Origin of the sequence: Acinetobacter sp. V91_7, from assembly GCF_031799075.1 — a bacterium.
GTDB classification, from domain to species: domain Bacteria; phylum Pseudomonadota; class Gammaproteobacteria; order Pseudomonadales; family Moraxellaceae; genus Acinetobacter; species Acinetobacter calcoaceticus.
In genome coordinates, this window is record NZ_JAVQNT010000029.1 from 221,359 (window position 1) to 242,632 (window position 21,274).

25 protein-coding genes, 1 tRNA gene and 1 pseudogene are annotated in these 21,274 nt (G+C 38.6%); 15 read left to right on the forward strand and 12 right to left on the reverse strand.

Annotation, left to right across the window (positions count from 1 at the left end):
- Positions 1-393 precede the first annotated feature (393 nt).
- Complete coding sequence (locus RMB03_RS05515) at positions 394-942, forward strand: TetR/AcrR family transcriptional regulator (RefSeq protein ID WP_311074505.1); 549 nt, start codon at positions 394-396, stop codon at positions 940-942.
- Between the two features lie 35 nt (positions 943-977).
- Here the strand turns inward: RMB03_RS05515 and RMB03_RS05520 are convergent, their stop codons facing one another.
- Entirely contained in the window at positions 978-1,652 is a 675-nt protein-coding gene (locus RMB03_RS05520; RefSeq protein ID WP_311074507.1) for a hypothetical protein, read from the reverse strand.
- An 80-nt stretch (positions 1,653-1,732) separates the two neighbouring features.
- Between RMB03_RS05520 and RMB03_RS05525 the strand changes: the two genes are divergently transcribed.
- From RMB03_RS05525 to RMB03_RS05535, 3 genes are read left to right on the forward strand one after another with little or no spacing between them, the layout of a single operon-like run.
- Positions 1,733-2,095, forward strand: coding sequence for a hypothetical protein (locus RMB03_RS05525; protein WP_017390909.1), 363 nt, complete (start codon positions 1,733-1,735; stop codon positions 2,093-2,095).
- Entirely contained in the window at positions 2,092-3,243 is a 1,152-nt protein-coding gene (locus RMB03_RS05530) for a DUF2515 family protein (RefSeq protein WP_311074510.1), read from the forward strand. Before RMB03_RS05525 ends, RMB03_RS05530 begins: the two co-directional genes overlap by 4 nt.
- Positions 3,227-4,108: a hypothetical protein gene (locus tag RMB03_RS05535; protein ID WP_311074512.1), complete on the forward strand. Its 882-nt coding sequence runs from the start codon at positions 3,227-3,229 to the stop codon at positions 4,106-4,108. The genes RMB03_RS05530 and RMB03_RS05535 overlap by 17 nt, the downstream gene beginning before the upstream one ends.
- Positions 4,109-4,176: 68 nt before the next feature.
- Here the strand turns inward: RMB03_RS05535 and RMB03_RS05540 are convergent, their stop codons facing one another.
- Together RMB03_RS05540 and RMB03_RS05545 are read right to left on the reverse strand one after the other, a co-directional pair.
- Positions 4,177-4,395 carry a DUF6500 family protein gene (locus RMB03_RS05540; protein WP_311074514.1) on the reverse strand — a complete coding sequence of 73 codons (219 nt, stop codon included), beginning with the start codon at positions 4,393-4,395 and terminating at the stop codon, positions 4,177-4,179.
- Between the two features lie 27 nt (positions 4,396-4,422).
- A complete protein-coding gene (locus RMB03_RS05545; protein ID WP_004639833.1) occupies positions 4,423-4,758 on the reverse strand; it encodes a helix-turn-helix domain-containing protein in 336 nt (111 codons plus the stop codon).
- A 116-nt stretch (positions 4,759-4,874) separates the two neighbouring features.
- Between RMB03_RS05545 and RMB03_RS05550 the strand changes: the two genes are divergently transcribed.
- Together RMB03_RS05550 and RMB03_RS05555 are read left to right on the forward strand one after the other, a co-directional pair.
- Positions 4,875-5,432, forward strand: a complete 558-nt coding sequence (locus RMB03_RS05550; RefSeq protein ID WP_005044140.1) for an NAD(P)H-dependent oxidoreductase — start codon at positions 4,875-4,877, stop codon at positions 5,430-5,432.
- A 152-nt stretch (positions 5,433-5,584) separates the two neighbouring features.
- Positions 5,585-5,926, forward strand: a complete 342-nt coding sequence (locus tag RMB03_RS05555) for a DHCW motif cupin fold protein (RefSeq protein ID WP_311074518.1) — start codon at positions 5,585-5,587, stop codon at positions 5,924-5,926.
- A 149-nt stretch (positions 5,927-6,075) separates the two neighbouring features.
- Here RMB03_RS05555 and RMB03_RS05560 read toward each other — a convergent pair whose 3' ends face one another.
- The 4 genes from RMB03_RS05560 to RMB03_RS05575 form a co-directional block, all read right to left on the reverse strand.
- Positions 6,076-6,855 carry a hypothetical protein gene (locus RMB03_RS05560; RefSeq protein WP_311074521.1) on the reverse strand — a complete coding sequence of 260 codons (780 nt, stop codon included), beginning with the start codon at positions 6,853-6,855 and terminating at the stop codon, positions 6,076-6,078.
- 372 nt (positions 6,856-7,227) lie between these two features.
- Positions 7,228-7,890: an isoprenoid biosynthesis glyoxalase ElbB gene (elbB, locus tag RMB03_RS05565; RefSeq protein WP_311074523.1), complete on the reverse strand. Its 663-nt coding sequence runs from the start codon at positions 7,888-7,890 to the stop codon at positions 7,228-7,230.
- Between the two features lie 89 nt (positions 7,891-7,979).
- A complete protein-coding gene (locus tag RMB03_RS05570; RefSeq protein ID WP_311074525.1) occupies positions 7,980-8,792 on the reverse strand; it encodes an AraC family transcriptional regulator in 813 nt (270 codons plus the stop codon).
- A 136-nt stretch (positions 8,793-8,928) separates the two neighbouring features.
- Positions 8,929-9,018: transfer RNA gene (locus RMB03_RS05575), tRNA-Ser, on the reverse strand.
- 118 nt (positions 9,019-9,136) lie between these two features.
- Between RMB03_RS05575 and RMB03_RS05580 the strand changes: the two genes are divergently transcribed.
- On the forward strand, positions 9,137-11,014 hold the full coding sequence (locus tag RMB03_RS05580) for a potassium transporter Kup (RefSeq protein WP_151744118.1): 1,878 nt from the start codon (positions 9,137-9,139) through the stop codon (positions 11,012-11,014).
- A gap of 56 nt (positions 11,015-11,070) precedes the next feature.
- Here the strand turns inward: RMB03_RS05580 and RMB03_RS05585 are convergent, their stop codons facing one another.
- Positions 11,071-11,508 carry a hypothetical protein gene (locus tag RMB03_RS05585; RefSeq protein WP_311074527.1) on the reverse strand — a complete coding sequence of 146 codons (438 nt, stop codon included), beginning with the start codon at positions 11,506-11,508 and terminating at the stop codon, positions 11,071-11,073.
- Positions 11,509-11,763: 255 nt separating this feature from the next.
- Between RMB03_RS05585 and RMB03_RS05590 the strand changes: the two genes are divergently transcribed.
- The 3 genes and pseudogenes from RMB03_RS05590 to RMB03_RS05600 all read left to right on the forward strand — a co-directional run bounded on the left by RMB03_RS05590 (position 11,764) and on the right by RMB03_RS05600 (position 13,829).
- Positions 11,764-12,843 carry a DNA/RNA non-specific endonuclease gene (locus RMB03_RS05590; protein ID WP_311074529.1) on the forward strand — a complete coding sequence of 360 codons (1,080 nt, stop codon included), beginning with the start codon at positions 11,764-11,766 and terminating at the stop codon, positions 12,841-12,843.
- 97 nt (positions 12,844-12,940) lie between these two features.
- Positions 12,941-13,541 (forward strand): annotated as a pseudogene (locus tag RMB03_RS05595) (LysE family translocator).
- Between the two features lie 45 nt (positions 13,542-13,586).
- Entirely contained in the window at positions 13,587-13,829 is a 243-nt protein-coding gene (locus RMB03_RS05600; RefSeq protein ID WP_267531282.1) for a hypothetical protein, read from the forward strand.
- A 249-nt stretch (positions 13,830-14,078) separates the two neighbouring features.
- On the opposite strand, the gene aqpZ is transcribed toward RMB03_RS05600, so the two are convergent.
- Positions 14,079-14,768, reverse strand: a complete 690-nt coding sequence (aqpZ, locus tag RMB03_RS05605) for an aquaporin Z (protein WP_003653910.1) — start codon at positions 14,766-14,768, stop codon at positions 14,079-14,081.
- Positions 14,769-14,900: 132 nt separating this feature from the next.
- Positions 14,901-15,905 (reverse strand): AraC family transcriptional regulator ligand-binding domain-containing protein, encoded by a 1,005-nt coding sequence (locus RMB03_RS05610; RefSeq protein WP_311074534.1) that lies wholly within the window; start codon positions 15,903-15,905, stop codon positions 14,901-14,903.
- A gap of 109 nt (positions 15,906-16,014) precedes the next feature.
- Here RMB03_RS05610 and RMB03_RS05615 point away from each other — a divergent pair, with 109 nt between their 5' ends.
- On the forward strand, positions 16,015-16,653 hold the full coding sequence (locus RMB03_RS05615; protein WP_311074536.1) for a hypothetical protein: 639 nt from the start codon (positions 16,015-16,017) through the stop codon (positions 16,651-16,653).
- 40 nt (positions 16,654-16,693) lie between these two features.
- Here the strand turns inward: RMB03_RS05615 and hisF are convergent, their stop codons facing one another.
- On the reverse strand, positions 16,694-17,452 hold the full coding sequence (gene hisF, locus RMB03_RS05620; RefSeq protein ID WP_005038191.1) for an imidazole glycerol phosphate synthase subunit HisF: 759 nt from the start codon (positions 17,450-17,452) through the stop codon (positions 16,694-16,696).
- Between the two features lie 112 nt (positions 17,453-17,564).
- Here hisF and RMB03_RS05625 point away from each other — a divergent pair, with 112 nt between their 5' ends.
- From RMB03_RS05625 to RMB03_RS05635, 3 genes are read left to right on the forward strand one after another with little or no spacing between them, the layout of a single operon-like run.
- A complete protein-coding gene (locus RMB03_RS05625) occupies positions 17,565-18,515 on the forward strand; it encodes a homoserine kinase (protein ID WP_311074539.1) in 951 nt (316 codons plus the stop codon).
- Between the two features lie 9 nt (positions 18,516-18,524).
- Complete coding sequence (locus RMB03_RS05630) at positions 18,525-19,154, forward strand: DUF1294 domain-containing protein (RefSeq protein WP_003653900.1); 630 nt, start codon at positions 18,525-18,527, stop codon at positions 19,152-19,154.
- 36 nt (positions 19,155-19,190) lie between these two features.
- Positions 19,191-19,586 (forward strand): hypothetical protein, encoded by a 396-nt coding sequence (locus tag RMB03_RS05635; protein ID WP_311074541.1) that lies wholly within the window; start codon positions 19,191-19,193, stop codon positions 19,584-19,586.
- Between the two features lie 33 nt (positions 19,587-19,619).
- On the opposite strand, the gene RMB03_RS05640 is transcribed toward RMB03_RS05635, so the two are convergent.
- Entirely contained in the window at positions 19,620-20,522 is a 903-nt protein-coding gene (locus tag RMB03_RS05640) for a DMT family transporter (protein WP_311074542.1), read from the reverse strand.
- Between the two features lie 96 nt (positions 20,523-20,618).
- Between RMB03_RS05640 and RMB03_RS05645 the strand changes: the two genes are divergently transcribed.
- Complete coding sequence (locus RMB03_RS05645; RefSeq protein ID WP_209831884.1) at positions 20,619-21,170, forward strand: XRE family transcriptional regulator; 552 nt, start codon at positions 20,619-20,621, stop codon at positions 21,168-21,170.
- Positions 21,171-21,274 lie beyond the last annotated feature (104 nt).

The following is a 21,274-nucleotide window of genomic DNA, read 5'->3' on the forward strand; positions in this document are numbered from 1 at the left end:
CGGAGGGGGACGCGCTTGCGCGTGCTGGGTCCTTGTGTACCAGTCTGCTAACCCCTTTCGTTCTGCCACCATTATTTAGCAGTAATCGTGGTAGTTCTTCTTTAATACACAAGGAGTTCGCCATTATGCGTACTATTTCATCTCTCTCGTTGGCAACCTTCGCCAAAATCTTTGACTCTATACCCAACTGGTCTTTAAAACGGTTTAACCGACTCTAGGTTTTAAGCCATAGGTCATTACGACTAAAAAATCATAGCAACAATAAAACCCGAGATAGGCGAGCACACCATTTTTGTGCGGCTTTTGCATGCCTGTATTTAGCGCTCAATTTAGGAGCGAAGGCACTTCTATCTCTTTTAGATACAACAAAAAATTATTTTAAATGGTATAAAAATGCCAAATTTAGAAGCATCATTTAGAGCATTAAGCGTGCTCCACGCAGCAAAAGATTTATTTAATCAAAATGGGTTTTACATCGGGATAGATCGAATTATTGAGGAAGCCAAAATCCCTAAAGCCACTTTTTATAACTATTTTCACTCCAAAGAAAGGCTCATTCAGATGAGCTTAACTTTTCAAATAGATGCCTTAAAACATGAGGTGTTTTCAATTATTCATTCGTACCGTGAACTCATGGCATTCGATAAACTCAAGAAAATTTATCTCTTACATGTAAACTTAGAAGGCTTTTATCGGTTGCCATTTAAAGCCATTTTTGAAATTGAAAAGATCTATCCAGCAGCATATAAACTCGTGATTGACTACCGAAACTGGTTCATTAAAGAAATTCATAAACTGCTTTTAACTGTAAAAGTGACTGCTACAGTTGAAGATACGCACATGTTTTTGTTTGTGATTGATGGGGCGATGGTTCAGCTTTTGGGGACCAATAACACTGATGAAAGGGATGCATTATTGGATTACTTTTTAAGTCGGGTTTGATAGGGGAAAAGGCCTGACGAGAGTTGGGCCTATTTTTAAAGATTATTTATTTTATTATTCAAGATTATAGAGTCATTGTTTAAAAATTCTCCAAAAAAGTATTCGTCTTTGGTTTGAAAGAAGAAGTCAAACTCTTTACTCATCATAGAATCATGTTGTGCTTGTTCACGAAATATAGGAGATATTTGGTTTATATAGTAATAGATACAGTCAGTTGGATTATTAAATGCATTTAATGGTTTTAAATTGGAATGTAGTTCTGTTAGTGCATTAAGGATAGGGCGAATATCTGGATTAAATGTCCAGAGTAAAATTTCATTTTCCTCGCATCTAATTACTTCATATTCTTCTAGATTGTTGGGTTGAATTGAGTGAAGTTGTGCTCCATTTTTACTATAAGTGGAATATAGTAATTTTGTGATTTCTAACTGAGAATGTATGATTTCTTGTTCACGAATTAATCTAGAAGCTTTCAATAAATTTGGTAGTTCATGGATGTTATGTTTCGTAAATTTATTAAAAGAATGCATAACATTTTGAATAAGGCTTAATTCGCCAGTTCCTGTAATAATACCATTTTCCCATGGAAAGAGCTTTTGAATACCATCTTGATATAAATATGAGCCATTATCCTGATGAGGCACTGCACTACGGGTGTCTGCCGCAATCACAATACTATCCTCAAGTTGAATAGCAAGAATAAAGGTCATAATATTAAGTTGGTTAAATTAATTTTCATGGAATCTATTTTAGAAAGACAAATAAAATTTTACTAGATAGGGTTTTGTATATGGCTGGCGGCTCTCAAATTATTATTAATAAAAATGGTATTACCTTAATTACACCAGCAAAGTTTGAAGTAAAAGCTGGGCAACATCTATTTAAAGGTGGGGCTGAGGTAGGAGTAAATATTCAAGGATTACCTGCTTATGAAGCATATAACGAAAAGTTTCAAATGTTATTACCTTCTGGTGAACCCATGAAAAAAGTAGACTATAAAATTTCTACCGATGGAAATGAGTATATCTCTCAGGCAGATGAAAAAGGTAGATCTAAACGTATTCACTCTTCTACACAAGAAAATTTAAAGTTGGATTTAAATTGGATAAGTTTCGAGGCTGATTCTGCTGACAATGATGGTGATGCTAAATGAGTGGAAGTCTTGATTGGGACAGTAATACCAATACTACAGAAAATAGCTGTAAAACTGTTCAATGTGATTGTTCAACTTTCTGGGAAATTTATCAGCAAGAAGCAATAAAAAGAGTTTCTAATCTGAAAAATGCGAATCATTACAAACTCGAACCTGGGTATGAAGCTAGAGCAAGGCGTATCGCTTCTGTCTATGCCAGAATTTATTTAGAACAAGAAATTTCAGGGATTAAACAATTTAGAGGTCGTTACTATTGGATGGGACTTGGAGCATTTGCCTCTAAAACAGTAGCTGCTATTTTTAAACATGGGTTGACTGCATGGGGGTATAAGTGGGCACCCGTGATTTCTGGTGCCGTAGGCGGTGTTTTAACAGCCCCTGTTATTAACTCTATGATTCGAGATCCGGTACATTCTTTTGCTAAGGGCAATTTATGGCTATTTATGGATATTGCACCATGGCACTATGCATGGAGTGCTTCATCAGCCTCATTTAAAAGTTGTAAGAAAGCCCGAAAAGTATCTGGTTTTAAACATATTAAAAAAGAAGTCGAGAATTTGCCTTGGTCTAACTCTTTATCAGTTATTAAACAATTAGGATGGACTGACCAGATAGAAGAGGGTTTTGGATATTTACCTGATATTGAAAGTACTTTTAAGCGAGCAGGGAAAACTCGAAACGATAATTTTAAAACGGCCGCTAAAAATCTTTTTGACCATCTAATGGCGATTGCAGTTCAAGAACAATATAATATTTTACAAGAACTTGTGTGGAAGGAATGGAAAGTCCAGAAGCAGGCCTCTTTACAACGTATTACCGGCCTACCAGATAGTACCCTTGTTTTATCGAGTGATTACGGCGTCGATGCAGTAAAGCCAAATAAACAAGGACAGCATAAAGGACGTCATGCGGGTGTTCTATCGCAATTACCTGAAACGGTTTATAGCGAACCATTAGAGGGAACACAAGTTGAGAATTATGATAGCCGTATAAAGTGGATTAAGGTTGCGGCTGGTAAATACCACCGCTTAATGCAAAGTGATAAAGGGAGAGATTTTTTAGAAAAAGAATTAGGAGTTATTGCAGGATGGGGGGATAGCAAAGCAGAGTTTAAAGTAGGGAAAGATAGTAATGATGGCAAAATTTAAACAATATTTCTTAATTTTTATTTTTGGATTATTACTTTCCGCTTGTCAGCCAACATCAGAACATAATGAGAATTTGACTATGAATCAGCAGTCCTACACTTTGCATATGGGTGAACAAGGTGTTCAAGATTTTTTAAAGTATAGTGATGGCGATGTCGATAATCACCCAGCTGGCGTTAGCTTTAGAGAACTTCAATTTTCACCTCCTCATTTAGGAAAATTAAAAATAGAGAATGGTGCTAATAGTTTATTAATCGAGCATGTTTTTTCTGTATTAGGTACTCAATATGATAAAAATGAAGGGATTCAGGTTTTAGATATTGATGCTGGACTAACAAAAGAAGAATTTGCTACCCCAGAGCAGATATATCAAAGCTATGTAGCTTTAATGAAACGTATTAATCAGGCTGGCTGGAAAAACTATTTCTTCACAGATGCTCCGCGTATCGCTAAAGAAGATAATATTAAACATCTATCGAAAAGTCGTGATGTCATTGACCCAAGTTATATTTTTAGTTTTGAAGAGTGGAAAAATATAATAAACAATAGCCCTACAAAATCATTGGGTTATAGGTTTTACGCTAATGGGGTTATTTTAGATATTAGTTTAAAAAGAACAGCTAAGAATGAGCGTAATGAAGAGCAATATATGCTTAGATTTAGCTTTCAGAGTGTTCGCTACAACGAAAGAGATTCAATTACTGACTCTGATAAAATGACACCTAGTGAATTCAAGCAAGCGTTTAAAAAGAGATTAATTGAAAATAAAAAATATAGGGAAAAGGAAGAGATAAAAGCTAAGGCTGAAGGCTATCATATTGATGAGGAATATACAGATCCTGATGTTTGGCCATATGTTAAGTAGATGTTTTTTTAAATAGTAAAAAGGCTTAAATTATTTAAATTTAAGCCTTTTTTAACTAGCTCTAATTTTTAACTTTCACTCAAAACCAACAGTTTAATCTTAACTGCCTTCTCGAAGTGATCTAGCTTATGCAACATAATCCACCAATGAGCCGCTTCCATCAGTAACTCAGGGTTATCATTTTTATTTTTAAAAAAAGCATAAAAAGACAGACCGACATTGTCACCCTTCTTTTCAATTTTATCGTCGCATCCCTTAATAAAAATTTCTCTTAATTCATTTCTCATATTTAGTATCACTTCAAGTCTATAAAACTAAGACGGCTTATTGCGCTCGCCCCAATCGCACATCATATCTAACAAAGGAATCAAAGACTGTCCTCTTTCTGAAAGGCGATATTCAACCTTTGGCGGAATTTGAGGATATTCCTTACGATGAATCAGTCCATCTCTTTCTAATTCTTTGAGTGTATTGCTAAGCGTTCTAAAAGAAATATTTCCAATGCAGCGTTGCAGCTCATTAAAACGCATGACGGTTTTTCCATAAAGCCAATACATAATAATCATCTTATATTTGCCATTAATCAAAGAAAGGGTGTAGCCAAAACCCGTATCTTCTAATGGCGTATACGTTGGAATGCAGTCATCCATTTTAAAAATCCACACTATCTTTTAGTATAGTATATAACGTAAATTACCGTACTTATATTTAGGAAAGCACACTTCTATAATCGATTTATCTACTTTTCGATAAGAGTGTTTTCATAATGAAAAAGACATTAGTCATTGTTACGCATCCTCACATAGACCAGTCTGTTGTAAATAAAAGATGGATTGAGGAACTAGAAAAACATCCCGATCAATTTACGATTCACCAAATTTATCAAGCTTATCCAGACGGGGTGATTGATGTTGCCAAAGAGCAAGCGCTGGTCGAAGAACACGAAAATTTAGTATTTCAATTTCCTGTGTATTGGTTTAACTGCCCACCACTATTAAAACAATGGTTAGATGAAGTTTTGGCGTATGGTTGGGCCTATGGTTCAGAAGGCGACAAGCTCAAAAATAAAAAGTTTATGCTAGCTTTATCTGCTGGTGGGCAAGAACAAGTTTATTCAGAAAGCGGAGAGTATCAAATTTCTTTAGAGAAGATTTTTACACCATTTGAACTAACAGCTTTATATGTTGGGGCAGTCTATCAACCGCTTCATGCATTTTATGGTTTAGACACAAATCCGTCAGAAGACGACGTTATTCCGACTCACCAAGACATAGACAATAATGCGATTCAGTATGTTCAGAAGTTGTTAGCATTGTCTGAATAAGTTTAAAGATGGGAAAGGCCTAAGCTTGATGGTTTGGGTCTTTATAAGTGAAAAATAGTTTTGTTATCTTTCTGATTTTTTTAATAAACAGTTTGCAAAAATCAAATTTGTCTATAAGTTGAAAATACAATAATACGTCTTTGGAAAAAATTATGAATATCGCGCCTTTTCCATTTCAAATTACAAATTGGGCAGAAATTGAAGTCACTGAATATAGCGGTGAAACTGGAAAAGCTTACTGGAAAACTCAATTTTTTGGTGAAGAAACAAATAAAATTAGAGTGAGACTTGTCGAGTACTCAGCAAACTATTTAGCTGACCATTGGTGTGAAAAAGGGCACATATTATTTTGCCTAGAAGGCGAGTTAGAAAGTAGGGTGAAGGATGGTCGAACATTTACTTTAACTTCAGGTATGAGTTATCAAGTCGGAGACAATTCAGAACCACATCAGTCTTTTAGCCTGAATGGTGCGAAATTACTTATAGTTGATTAGATCCATACAAAGAACATAATAAAATGAGGGATAAGGTATAGAGGCTTAAATATATTGTGGTAGTGGACTCATTTATTCAGGAAACCCGGTGATACTAATGTCACCGGGTCACTTTAAGCATCTGAATTGTATCAGATGTTCAGGTTACATTAGTCCCAAGTTGCATCCTGAATATTCCACTTCCCTGGATTGGCTCTGTCTCCGAATCGTAAGGTATTGCCTTCTACTGTCAGTGGGCGCCCCGAATCACGATCTTTCTGCCAGATTTCGTAGTAGTTACCCATATCGTAAAATGTAACCTTATCAGCCTTCGAAGAGACAGGTAATACCCATCCATCCTTGGAATCTATGTATTTATTTTTGTGCGTGGCACATGTGATTCGAAGATAACCTCCCCAGTTACCGTCTTTTTCCCACCCTTCATCGACGGTTACCCACAGAGAAGCACTTCTTTCACCGTTATCATAATATTCACCCTTCTTTGAATCATAACTGGTACCTGCCGGTGCAACGTCGACACCCAGATATCCATCTTGTCTGAAACGGACAGTATCTCCACTAGAGCGGCTAGGTTTATAGCTGTTATCTGGTAACTCGGCTTGCGAGTGCGCAATTTTGTGAATTTCATGACAGAATGTACGCCAGGGCATTTCATTTGTTGAACGGAAGGTTTCACGAATGTACTCATGGAGTACATTTGTATTATTGTCTAACTCCTTCACTATATTCGCCACTTCTCGAAGCCGGTCTTCATTTGTCTGCCCAAGCTGTTGTGCATAGGATTTGATCAGATTTTCAATCCTTTGCGTCTTATTTTCGTTATGTTTTAACTCAATCTCTTCAATTTCATTTTTGCTTAACGTTTTATTTGTTGCTGGAGCGTCAGCATCAAGAAAGAACATGAAACTTTTTTTACGCAGATAACCCATAATGGCACCTTTTTTATAAAGTAGAAATTAGTAGTTGGTTTTTTAATAGCACAAGATAGTAATGTTGCTTTTAGCAATTTGACATAGAGTAAAATACTCAAAACATATTAAGTATTAAATCCATCTCAAATTAATTCAGCAGTCACATATTATAATTATTTTAATACTGTAACATTCACATATTATTACTAACTTTTAAGCTATAACATTAATAAAACAAAGACCAATAGTCTTTAGAATTGAAAGGGGAAAGTGCCTCAGCTAGTTTTCTCTGTCACTGTAAAGGCCCATCACTAGTGCGGATTACCTAGGAACAATGAATGAAGACAATCAAATAGAAGGATAGAAATCTCTATCCCTCATAAAAAAACCTTAATTTGCTAAAGTTATCATCGCCTCAACCAAGCTTGTAATCCCTGTATAGATATCCTTTAAGCAAACTTGATCATCCATATAGGCAGGCGTGGTAACAAATAAATTCTGGTTATCTACCACGCTCTTTGAAGTCTGACAGACATGGTGAATCGAACCAGTTTTTTCAATTTCTTTAGCAGTGTTAACGTCAGACCCCAAAGTAATAGTTGGGTGTAAGTCTCCAAACGTAAGCGCCAAGAGCGCAGGGGAAATACAAATTGCCCCAATAGGTTTCTTACTTTGATGAAACGCTTTTAGAATTAAGGCTACCGTACCATGTACTCTCGCTTCTGCACCTTTAAAGGCAAAAGTTGATAAATTTTTTGCGACGCCAAATCCACCGGGAATAATAAGCCCATCAAATTCATTTTCATCAAGTTGATCGAGTGTGGAAATTTTACCTCGGGCAATTCGTCCTGCTTCTTGTAAAATATTTCTGCTTTCACCTTCGCTTATTTCTCCACTCACATGGTCGATGACATGAAACAAAGGCTCATCGAGTGCAAAAATTTGATATTCAATATTTGCTGTGTCTAAAGCCAAGAGGGTTAAAACAGATTCTCTAATTTCAGAACCATCTAAATAACCACAACCCGATAAAATCACCGCTACTTTTTTCATCTGCTTTCTTAAGACCCTTTTTTAGTGTGTAAAAGATCTTAAGTTTTCTTCTTAAATTTTTTTATACGCAGATTTGCCATAAATTCGCCTTAACTGAGCATTTTGGTCTTACGTAGTTCACGAGGGGTAATCCCAAACAAATTTTTAAATTGTTCAGTAAATCTAGATTGAGATTGGTAGCCACACTCAAATGCAATATTTCCAATGCTGTTATTGGTGGTTTGAATTAAGTGCAATCCATGCCCCAGCCTTACTCTATTACGAATGTCTTGAATACTGTTTCCCTCACTTTTCAGCTTTCTTCTTAACGTCGATGAACTCATGAAAAGTTGGGATGCTATAAATTCAGCTGTGAGTTCTGTAGACAAATGATCAGAAATTAATGCCTGAACTTTTTCACTCAAGCTTGTAGTCATATTCAGGCTAGAGATATCGGTATAACCAGAATGATAAATAAGCTCTAAAAGTTCTCTTCTTCTAAATTTAAAAACAGAAGACGGGGCAATGAGAGAAAAATCTATAAATTGAGAAAGTGCATTTTCGAGTAAGGCGTTGAGTTGGCCTTGTACAAACTTTTTAGGAGTTCCTGAAGAGGTAGGGAGGTCTTTAAAGTCATCAAAGTCGAACTCGATGAGGAGCGCAAAATATTCTTCTTGATTTGGAATATTGCGCATATCAATGCTGGCACTATTTGATAAAAATATAAAAGAACCAGTTCCACATACAATGTTTTCAGTTTTCCCTAACTCTTTAATGCCACTTAAAATAGCGATGAGTAAAGGTTTCGTAATCGGAACATTTCTAATTTTTTGTTCTTTATAAGCTGAATAAATTGAAAAGGGTAAATTTAAATTGTTATGGGAGTGAATTGCTTTCTTAGCTAAAGAAGTGAGATTTTTCATTGAGTTGAAATGTTTAATTTAATCTGGGGCTTAAATAAGGTGAGAAAATTATCGGCTTTTTCTGACTATTTTTTAATATTTTGGCTAATAAAAAAGCTTAAACCCATTAGATTTAAGCCTCTTTAAATTTCAATTCTGGCGGTGAGAGAGGGATTCGAACCCTCGATACGCGCAAACGTATACACACTTTCCAGGCGTGCTCCTTAAGCCACTCGGACACCTCACCAAGGCGTGCGATAGTAACTAAAAAAACAAGTTCTGCCAAGATTTAAGATGAGCTTTACAGAAAAAAAATAATAGAGGTGATAAGATTGCGATAAAAATCATATTGGTTTAATTACACAATGCAAAATACGGCCAAAAAAGCAACCTTGCCTGCCACGGCTTTGGCAGCTCTTGGGGTGGTCTTTGGAGATATTGGAACAAGTCCACTCTACGCCTTAAAAGAGTCCTTCCATGCCGCGCATGGGTTGGGAATTCAGCCTGAAAACGTATTAGGAATTTTATCTATTATTTTTTGGTGCTTAATGCTGATCATCAGCATCAAGTATGTCGCCATCGTCATGCGTGCAGACAACAATGGCGAAGGCGGAATCATGGCCTTACTCGCATTGAACTTACGTAAAGCCAAAATTGCCGATAACAAAAAAATCTACATGATTGCCATCGGCTTTATTGGTGCATCGCTGTTTTTTGGTGACGGTATTATTACCCCAGCCATTTCAGTACTCTCGGCAGTCGAAGGCTTATCGATTGCAACCGATGTGTTTGACCCGTTCATTATGCCAATTGCGATTACCATTATCATCGCGTTGTTTTTAGTACAAAAACACGGTACGGCCTTTGTCGGTAAGTTTTTTGGCCCGATTACGATGGTGTGGTTCTTATCGTTAGGATTATTAGGTCTTCACAGCGTCATTCAAACCCCTGTGGTGTTAGGCATGTTTAGTCCGCATTGGGCGATTCAGTTTATCTATCACAATCCAGTCATGACCTTTTTCGTGATGGGTGCTGTGGTGTTAACAGTCACTGGTGGTGAAGCACTTTATGCCGATATGGGACATTTCGGACCAATTCCGATTCGTCTTGCATGGTTCATTGTGGTGTTGCCATGTCTGGTTTTAAACTACGCAGGGCAGGGTGCATTGTTGCTCAGAGACCCAGCGGCGATTCAAAACCCGTTCTACTTATTGGTGCCGCAGTGGGCACTTTACCCAATGATTATTATGGCGACCATGGCAACCGTGATTGCTTCTCAAGCCGTAATTTCTGGGGTGTTTTCACTTGCACGTCAAGCGATTCAATTGGGCTATTTACCGCGTTTAAGTATTAAACATACCTCTGAGTCTGAAGAAGGCCAGATTTATGTTCCTTTCTTAAACTGGTTACTTTTAATCGCAATTATTATCTTAATTTTGATTTTCAAAACCAGCTCAAACTTGGCAAGTGCTTATGGTCTCGCTGTAACCTTAACGATGCTGTGTGACACGATTTTGGTTGCTGTATTCATCTATTCGGCTTGGAAGTGGAGCATGCCAAAAGTGCTACTCCTGATTATTCCATTCTTTGTTTTAGAGTCGGTTTTAGTCGCAGCTACGTCACTTAAAATCTTGTCAGGCGGTTGGGTGCCATTACTGATTGGTGCGATTGCAGTGACCATCTTAATGACATGGAAACGTGGTCGTGAGCTCACTTTTGCCAAGCTCGAACACGATACGTTATCGTTAGATTTGTTTGTGAAAAGTATTGGTAATAGCGTGCACTGGGTTCCGGGCGATGCCGTCTTTATGACAGGTACACCGAACGTTGTACCACATGCCATGCTGCATAACATCAAGCATAATAAAGTGCTGCATCAGCGCAATATCTTGGTCACTGTAGTGATTGAGGATGTACCTTTTGTTGAACCAGAAGACCGTATTTCAACAGAAACCTTAGCTGAACATTTCTTCCGTATTAAGATTTTCTACGGCTTTAAAGATGAAATGAATGTACCAAAAGCACTCATGCAAGCTTACGAGCAGTTAGGTCTTGAATATGACTTAATGCATATCAGCTTCTTTATTTCCCGTGATCGTATTGTTCATTCGGTGGGTGATGGTATGTCTCCATGGAGAGAGAAACTGTTTATCTCTATGCAGCGTAATACTAGTCCGGTGAGTGACTTCTACCAAATTCCAACCAACCGTGTGGTTGAGTTAGGTAGTCAAATCGAAATATAAAAATTTGATGTAATAAAAAAACCAAGACAAATGTCTTGGTTTTTTTATGGCTCAAATTATTGAGCTTGAACAGGTGCATCGGCTGGTAATGCACCATCTTTTGCCATTGGGTCTGCCGACTGAGTTGAATCTGCCGCAGGTGGTGCAGCATTCGGATCTTGTGGCGCTGGAGACGCCTGATCTTGTGCAGGTGGCACTGCATCAATTGGTGCTGGAGGTGCCATTTCACCGCCTGCTGGAGGTGCTGGTGGAACATCTGCCGGAATAGGAGCACCTGTAGGCGCTGCATTTGTCGGTGCAGCAGAAACTTGTTGTACTTGTCCGCTATTGACTAAATCGCTAATAGAACCAGGTTGGCCATTTACCGTTGTCGTAACTTTCACTTTAGACAAACTTTCTAAAGTATCTCCTGGTTGGACTGCTGGTTCAGCCAAAGCTGCCATACTACATAATCCCGTGATTACGCCAATACCAATAATCTTTGAATGGATCATTAAGTGGACTCCGATTATATTTTTATCCAAATTTGTGGAGCTAACCATGTCATAAGCAATCAGTGTTTTTCAACGAAAGATACGCAATTGGCGTAATTGAATAGCCAAAGCCTCTCATAATTCCAACAGATTGTTACGTAATGGGGAATGGAGTTACAAAAAAGATGACCATGTTTTAACCATTTGAAAGATAAGAGATATACTTAAAAAAGCAGGGTTGTTAAGCTGCGTGTGGACAGTGGTATTGATAGAAACATGGCAAGTAAAAAACGTAGTAAAGGTACAAACTCTTTTTCTCTAAGTGAGCATTTTGGCAAGATTATTCTTGCTTGTATTGCTGCGGGAAGTTTTGCAATTGCTTTTGGTAGTGAAAAGATTTCGCAGTGGTTTTCACCTTTAAGTACTAACTCGACTTGTTTAAATCAGTTCTATCGTGAAGTTCCTCCTGCTTTAAATAAAGAAAGCTTAAAAAAAGACAGTTATCCGCTGTGCTTTAACGGCTTTAACGTTTTGTATTCAGGCATCTCTAAAACGCCGTTATGGTCGGCCGAGCATTTAAATGCAGAACGTTTGAGTGTCAAAATTAAGCGTGAAGATAACTTTCATGAAGAAACTCGTGTTGATCAAAAGCATCGTGCACTGTTAAGTGACTATCGTGGTTCAGGCTATGACCGTGGGCATATGGCACCGAATGGTGATATGCCAAATAAAAATTCACAGTCTGATAGCTTCTCGTTAAGCAACATGGTGCCGCAAGCGCCTAAAAATAATCAGGAAGTCTGGCGTAAACTCGAAGAAGCCACACGCGCCATTGCGACCAAGCAAAAACAAGATGTATATGTTGTTACTGGCCCTGTTTTTGAGGGCAAACGCCTTAAAACCATTGGTAAGGGTGTAATCGTTCCAACCGCAATTTATAAAGCGGTGTATATGCCAAAAACTGGCGCTATTGGGGCTTACTACGCACCCAACAATAACTCTCTACAAGTGAAAGTGGTGAGTGTTTGCTACCTTGAAGAACGCTTGGGCGTTAATCTGTTTCCGCAGTTAACTGAGCAGCAAAAGCGTAATGTCTATCGTCTACCTTTAACGGCAGCATCGGTTAAGCCAAATCAGAAGCTAGACTATTTACATTGGGATGGAGAAAGCCAATGTGAGCAGGACTTAAATGCTGATCAAATTAACGTGTTACAAGACCAGTTTAAAAAGCAAAAAAGTGGCTCTTCAGAACCGATGGAAGCAAAAGTTCCAAGCATTGATGAAGAAACACGCCAAGCCATTGTGAAGCAACTGGTTGAAGCATTGGTGAACTATTTCTTGCAAATCTTGAAGTAAGCAATTTTTTTGATTGTTATTGCAACACCGTAATTATTTAAAATAGAATCCATAGACAGATCTGTCTATGGATTCTATTTTAATAAGGACAATAACAATGTTTGCTTCGATGTTTCTTTTTTCATTTGCAATGTCTATTACCCCCGGTCCAGTAAATACCGTAATTTTATCGACCAGTTTAAATCATGGTTTAAAAAGGTCGCTTCCTTACATTTCAGGCGCGACCATTGGTTTTACCTTACTTTTGATTTTTATGGCATTTGGGCTTCAGAGTTTATTAACTCAATTTCCTGTTGTGTTAAAAATTCTTGCGATTTGTGGAACGCTATTTGTTTGTTATATCGGTATAAAAATTATTCTTTCTGCCACCAATATTTCTATTTCAAGTGCTCCTGTAGAACAGGTGATTATTCCCAATTTTAAAGATGGTTTCTTGTTACAGTGGCTCAATCCGAAAGCATGGTTGGCTTGTGTGTCTGGTATTACCATGTTTTCAAGCATAGAAAATCCGCAGTCTTTGCCCATCTTTATCATTATTTATTTTTTCACTTGCTATGCTTGTTTGTTCTTTTGGGGGGTTATGTGGTGATAAATTTTCAGTGGTGCTTAACCATGGCAACCGTTTGAAATATTTTAATATCTTGATGGGCGCATTTCTAATTTTATCGGCACTTTTAATTTTGATTGATTTTTTTTAAATTGGTCGTATTACACTGTGAAGATATAACAACGAGACAACACTTATGTTTAAGCCATTTGAAAAGGGTACAGAGTCTTCTTCAATTGAAGATTTAACATTAGAAAATGATGTCGATTGCATCAGCATTTATGGCAACTTGCAAATCACCAAAGACAAAGTTGGGTTAGAACAAGCGAAGGCTTTACAGAGCTTTTTAAACGAAGTGGTTGCGGCTTTGGAAAAAGAAGAATTGCCTGAGAAAATTGAACGTCCAGCTGAAAAAGAAATTAATAATCCGTTTTTATAGATGATTCATTAATAGAGTTTGATCTGGTCAAAGTTCTATGGTTATTGAATAATGCGTGAAATCTGATTCGTGATAAAGCCATTCACAACCTGCCCATTTTAAGATCAGGATTGTTACTGTGTGGGATCAGATAAATGATCCCAGAGAACAGGTTTTGTGAATGGCAATGGTTTTGGTTACTTTTGCCGAAACAAAAGTAATGAGAATTAGCTGATTACTTTCGATTTTACGAAGTAGAGCTTCATCGTGTTAATCCTTATCCCCAGCAACCACCTTATAAATAAGCGCACCAATTACAGCACCCAAAATCGGCGCCACCCAGAACAACCACAACTGACTTAAAGCAGCAGTTTCAGCAAAGAACGCCACACCTGTACTACGTGCAGGGTTCACAGAAGTGTTCGTGACTGGAATACTGATTAAGTGAATAAGCGTTAAGCCTAAACCAATAGCAATAGGGGCGAAGCCAGCAGGTGCTCGACGGTCAGTTGCGCCTAAAATAATGATTAAGAAGAAAGCTGTAAGTACCACTTCAATAATGAAAGCAGAACCTAAGCCAAATTTGTTTGGTGATAAATCACCGAAACCATTTGAAGCAAAACCACCAACACCGCTAAAGCCAGCTTGACCTTGAGCAATAATGTAAAGAACAAATGCCGCAGCAGTGGCACCAACCACTTGAGCAACAATATAGGGAATGAGATCTTTAACATCGAAGCGGCCGCCGACCCAAAGGCCAACACTTACCGCGGGATTAAAATGTCCACCTGAGATATGCCCTAGAGCATATGCACCTGTGAGTACGGTTAAACCAAAGGCAAGGGCTACACCTGCAAAGCCAATACCAAGTTCAGGGAAAGCTGCGGCTAATACTGCGCTACCACAACCACCAAAGACTAGCCAAAACGTACCTAGAAATTCAGCAAAATATTTATTCATTCTGATTACTCATTTATTTAATCTATTTTAATTAATGTGAATTGCGTCACATAAATTTGAAGCATGTGACTATATGAAATTTTTGTTTTCAGTGTTGTTTTAATCAAGAAAAGATTTGTAAGTTTTGGTTGGTTATTCTTTGTCTAAAAATTGATCTCGCCATTGTTGTGGTGTTTGATTGGTCCAATGTTTAAATGCTCTTTGAAAAGCACTTTGTTCTGAATAACAAAGCAAAAGAGCAATTTCTTGTAAGCTTAAATGCGGATCTTTTAAATACTCGGTTGCGAGCATAAACCGTACTTGCTGAACACGTTCCTGAAAGGTGGTGTTTTGTTGTTGTAAGTGGCGCTGAAGCTGTCGAACCGAAAGGCCTAGTTGAGCTGCAATATATTCAATTTGATATTGATTCTTTTGTAGCCCAGTCAAAATTGAGTGCTGTAAGCGTTGATCAAGTTGGGTCGAATTTGGTAATTGTTCTAAAAGCGCTTGGGCTTGTTGAACCAGTAATTGTTGTAGCGTGTGGTCGGCACTGCTCAGAGGCTTATTAATTTCAGAACTTGGAATGAGTAATTGGGTACGGGGCTGATTAAAACGAACTGGACATTGAAAGTATTGTTCATAAACCCTGATGTTTTTAGGTGGGGCATTTAAAAAATGTACTTCATGCAAATGCACATCTTGGTGAGACATAAAAAGGCGTAAAAATTGAATAACCAGAGCAATCGCAATTTCATCGGTAAGCTGGGTAGGGTGCAACTCTGTAGCTTCCCAGCGAATAGAAGCATATTGCCCATATAGCTCAACCACTAACGGACTTCCGTCATAAATTAGACGATGAAAATCATGATAGCGAATTAAAGCTTCACCTAGGTTATCGCAAGAGAGTGCAAGGTAGGCAATAATCCCTAAGTGTTTGGGTTGTACATATTTGGCAATTTCTAGGCCTAAACCCGGCTTGGGGTTTAATTTATAGATGACTTCTAATAAATCACGCCAAACCACATAGTCAAAGCGTTCCAGATTTTGAATTTGTTCTAATTGCTCTGGTACTGCTAACTGATTGGCTTCACAGTAAGCTTTTAGTAGGTGTCCAAGTCCTCCATAGACTGAACCCGTATAATTTTTTAGTTGTGGCATCCCTGACCACCTCTTTCTTGTCGTGATTTGTCAATGAAACCATAAATTCTGGTCAATACATAGCATATCGAATTTTATATTCTGAATAAAAAGAAAAAGGAGTAAAGCGATGTTAAAAGGGTTTATTGCTGGAATTGCGGTTGCCAACGCATTTGAATGGGTAGCTCATAAATATATTTTGCATGGGGTACATCGTGCTGGACAACCGAGATATAGCCCTGTGCCAAAAAGCATGGAGTCACATTGGGCACATCATCGTGAAGTACGCAAACAACAATTTCATGATGATTGTTATGTGGAAGGTGTTGGAAATTGGCGGACTAAAAATGAGTTAATTTCACTAGCCGTGGTGGCTACCGTTTCAAGCGCAATTTTTTACCCGTTTTCAAAAGGTATGGCACTTGCAGCTTGGTACAGTGCTGGAAATTATTATTATATTCATCGTCGTGCACATCTGGAGCCTGAATGGGCGAAGCGTAAAATCCCATGGCATTACGACCACCACATGAAGTCTAATCAAGATGCCAATTGGTGTGTGACCAAGCCTTGGTTTGATTATGTGATGGGAACACGTGTGGTGTCTTCGGCAGATTTAAAAGAACAAAATCCTTTGGGCATACGGTTACCGACAGTGATTGCTAAACCTTTATCTCAAGCTGTAGAAAAAATCTTTCCTGCAAAATGGGTAGAGAAAAAAGAAAAGTCTAAACTCATCGGTGATCTGAATGTTGTAGACGGTGCTGCATAAAAAATAAAGGGGCATATCGCCCCTTTAAATATCAATAAACTTACAAGCGCATTTCGATGCCTTGTTCAGCTAAATATTGTTTAGCTTCTGGAATTGTATATTGGCCAAAGTGGAAAATACTTGCTGCCAATACTGCATCGGCGCCACCTTGTAAAATACCGTCTGCAAGATGTTGTAAGTTACCTACACCGCCTGAAGCAATCGTTGGAACTGTAACGCGGTCATTAATAGCGCGCATTAAAGCAATATCGTAACCTGCTTTAGTACCGTCGGCATCCATACTGGTAATGAGTAACTCACCCGCACCGAAGTCAGCCATTTTTACAGCCCATTCAATCGCATCGATACCGGTTGGTTTACGGCCACCGTGGGTAAAGATTTCCCATTTGTTGTCGCCAGTCTTTTTGGCATCAATCGCAACCACAATACATTGCGCGCCAAAGTGCTGTGAAGCTTCTTGAACAAATTCAGGATTAAATACGGCTGCTGAGTTAATACTCACTTTATCCGCACCTGCATTTAATAACGAACGGATATCTTCAACTTTACGTACACCACCACCGACAGTTAATGGCACAAATACAGTCTCGGCCATACGCTCAACAGTACGGTAAGTGGTATCGCGTCCATGATGTGTAGCGGTAATGTCTAAGAAAGTAATTTCATCTGCACCTTGTTCGTTATAGCGACGTGCCACTTCAACAGGGTCGCCAGCATCACGAATATCGAGGAATTGAACGCCTTTAACTACGCGTCCGTTATCAACGTCTAGGCAAGGAATAATACGTTTAGCAAGCATAGCTTTTTCCAAAAATAATCGCCGTTGGTGAAAGTTCCTACACAGGCGCTACACCTTCATGGAGGGAAGAGGTATTCTATCAAACTTCACAGATGTTTTTTGCAGGTTTTCCATGTCGGTTTATACCCCGTTGAGTTTAGATGAAGTTCGCACCTTTGCTGCACCTTATGGATTAGAGGTGTTGGAGCTGAACCCAATTCAGGGAGGTATTCAAAACACCAATTATTTTTTGGTTGATGTAAACCGTAAACAATATGTACTTACCGTGTTTGAAGAGTTAGATGCACAAGGGGCGGGTGAACTGATTCCTGTTCTTGAACAATTGGGGACTCATGATGTACCCGTTGCTGTGCCGTTAAAACATAGCGGACAAGCAGTTCATGTTATTGCAGAAAAACCTGCACAGATTGCACCACGTCTTATGGGTCACCATCCCATGCAAACGACAGTCGCACAAGTTGCCGCAATTGCAGATGCACAGGCAAAACTGCATGTGGCTTTGCAAGATTTTCCGCTTGAGCGTGAATATCGACGTGATCATCAATATTGGACAGGTGTTGCAGAGCAGCTTAAACCAAGCATGATGCAAGAAGACCAAAATTTACTTGAACAGGTCTATCAAGCATTTAATGCTAAAACAGCGCAGTATTCAAATCGCCCAACAGGTTTTATTCATTCAGATTTGTTCCGCGACAATACCTTGTTTGAAGGCGAGCAATTACAAGGTATTTTAGATTTTTACGAGTTAAATCAAGATGAATTGCTATTTGATATTGCGATTACCATCAATGATTTTTGTACCGAATATCCAGAAGCACATTTAAACTCAGACAAAGTAGTAGCTTACTTAGAGGCATATCAAAAAGTTCGTGCGCTTACTTCAGATGAACTTGAATGTTTAGATGTATTCTTGGCAATGGCGGCGTGCCGTTTTTGGTCGATGCGTTTGCAAGTTGCTCAAAAAAATAAAGAAGAAGGACGTACAGGCGACGACATTTTGCAAAAAGACCCGCTAGAAATGCGAGAAATGATGCAAGACCGTTTAAGCCATGTAAAAGGATAAGGAATAAAGATGCGAGATCAGGGGCGATTAGTCGAATGGTTCGACGAAAAAGGTTATGGCTTTATTCAGCCAGATGATGCTGAAAAAGAGAGAGTCTTTTTGCATATCAAAGATTTTGCACGCCCCGGTCCTCGGCCAATTATTGGCTGTGCACTGGAATATCTGATTATCCTTGATGAACGTGGTCGCTTTCGTGCCCAGCAGGTAACCTATTTAAAGGCATCTCAAACTCGTAAAGCTCCAAAGCCAACAAAAACAGAGTCTTCTTTTCAAGCCAAACCATGGTCTGCCATGCAAATGGGGATCGTATTTTATTTTGTTTTAATGGGCATTATGAGCTTTATGCATACTTTGCCAGCTTACGCCTTGTTGTTTGTTTTAATGATGAATGTGCTGAGTTATTGGCTCTATTCACAAGACAAAGAAGCAGCACAATTGGGTAATCGCCGTGTGCCTGAACAAACATTGCATATTGTCAGCTTTTTAGGGGGCTGGCCTGCTGCATGGTGGGCACAACAAAAACTGAGACATAAAACACAAAAACAACCCTTTCGTAAGATTTATTTTTGTACCATATTCCTTCATTTACTTTTGATTTTGTGGCTAATTTCTCCCTTAAACGTATTGCGGGGCTCATAAAAGTAAATCGTTTTATTAAACTCGAGAGGTATAAAAATGAATAGTTCTATCGACCAAGATTCAAATCGTACTTTAACGCTTATTTTATATGTACTTTATATTGTTGCCATTTTTACAGGCGGCTTACTTGCGGTTATTGCTCTAATTATTAACTACGTGAAACGTTCTGATGTACAAGGTTCAATTTTTGAGAGCCACTTTACATGGCAAATCAGAACATTCTGGTGGTATCTGGCTTGGAATATTATCGCCTTTTTGCCGTTTATTTTCTTGTTCTTTACGGGTGAAAATCCTGATCTGTTTGCAGGGGTTGCAGTCTCATCGACCGTATTCTGCGTAGGCGTAATTGCTGCTGCGTGGATTTGGATTGTATATCGTGCAATTCGCGGTTTGATTGCGTTAAATGATAATAGACCGATGTATCAACCTTAATAGATAAAAAAGAGAGCATTATGCTCTCTTTTTTTATTCTCGAATTCTTTTGACTTTTTTGGTCGGTAACTTAATTTTTAACTCACTCACTAAAACACCTAATACCACTAAAGCACCACCCAAAAGAGCAATGACTGGTAAACGCTCACCAGCAATTCGACCAATAATGCCCGCCCAAACGGGTTCTCCTGCATAAATAATTGCAGCCCGTGAAGGTTCAACCACACGTTGAGCCCAGTTCATCACAAATTGAATGAGTGCACTGGCTAAGCCTAATGCAACAGCAATCATCACAAGAGGCCATGAGAATGCTGGAATCGTATGTTCACCAACCACAGGCATAATGGTAAAAGAAATTAGAGATGCGACAGCGAGTTGAATGATGGTGACATGGCGTAAATTTACTTTTCCAGCAAAGTAGCTAATAAAAATAATCTCTAAAGCAATCGCAAATGCGCCAAGCACTGTTAAAAGCTGCCCAAAACTTAAGGAGATTTTCTCAAAGCCATTGCCTGTCAACAAAACAAGACCAGCAAAAGCCAGAGCTGCTCCAATCCAAGTCATAATGTGTGGAACTTTTCTAAAGATAAGCCACATTAAAAGAGGGACAAGCGGCACATAAAGTGACGTTAAAAACGCCGATTCACTACTTGGAATGGTTTGAAGACCAATCGTCTGTGTGCCATAGCCTGCCGCAATTACAAGGCCAATCGCGCTGCCAGCGCTCAAGTCTTTTAAAGTAACGTCTTTCATACTCTTTAATGAAATAAGCAGTAAAGTAAGCGCCGCTACAGCAAAGCGACAGCCCACAAAAAACATAGGTGAAGAAAAATTCAGTGCATACTGCACAGTAAGGAATGTTCCACCCCAAATAATGGTAATTAGGATAAGAGCTAGCTGTGGGGCTTTGCTTGAGCTCAGAGAAATTGGTGACATATCTGATCAGAAGAAATTGTGCAATATACTGCACATATTGCAGTATTCCTATGTTTTGTGCAATATATTGCTCATATTTTCTTTGCTATTTATTTTATGACCCAGTCCAGCACCGTTTTACAGCACGTCGGCACAAATATTCGTTCATTAAGAGATGAGCGAGGTTTAAGCCAGCAGGATTTAGCCGATCAGGCTGGTGTGAGTAGACGGACAATCGCTGCTTTAGAAACGGGGCAAGTCAATATTAGCTTGGCTAAACTCGATGCGATTGCGGTAGTGTTGGGCGTAGATTTTAGAACGATTGTGAGTGCGCCAGAGCTCAAAGAACAAGCCTTAGTGAATGTACTAGCTTGGCAGGGAGACAAAGAAGAAAGCAAAGCAACTTTACTGGCTTCAGTCCCATCCCGCTCCCAAGTTGAGCTGTGGACGTGGTCATTGGCAGTGGGTGAATCTTATATTGCCGAAGCAGATGCGGAAGGATGGCAAGAACTGATTTATGTATTAGAAGGTGAGTTGACCATACAATTTACCGATAGTATAAAAATAATTCCTGCTGGTTCATCTTTTAGTTTTGCTAGTTCAGTGACTTATACCTATATCAATAGTGGCAACCAAGTGCTTAAATTTATTCGAAATGTGGTGTATTGATTAACCGATTTTTTAAATCTTTATAAAAAATTTTCTTTTGAAATTAAGCAAGCTATTAAGTCTTTACAGTGAAATATCACCTATTTGAAAAACAGTGAACTTAA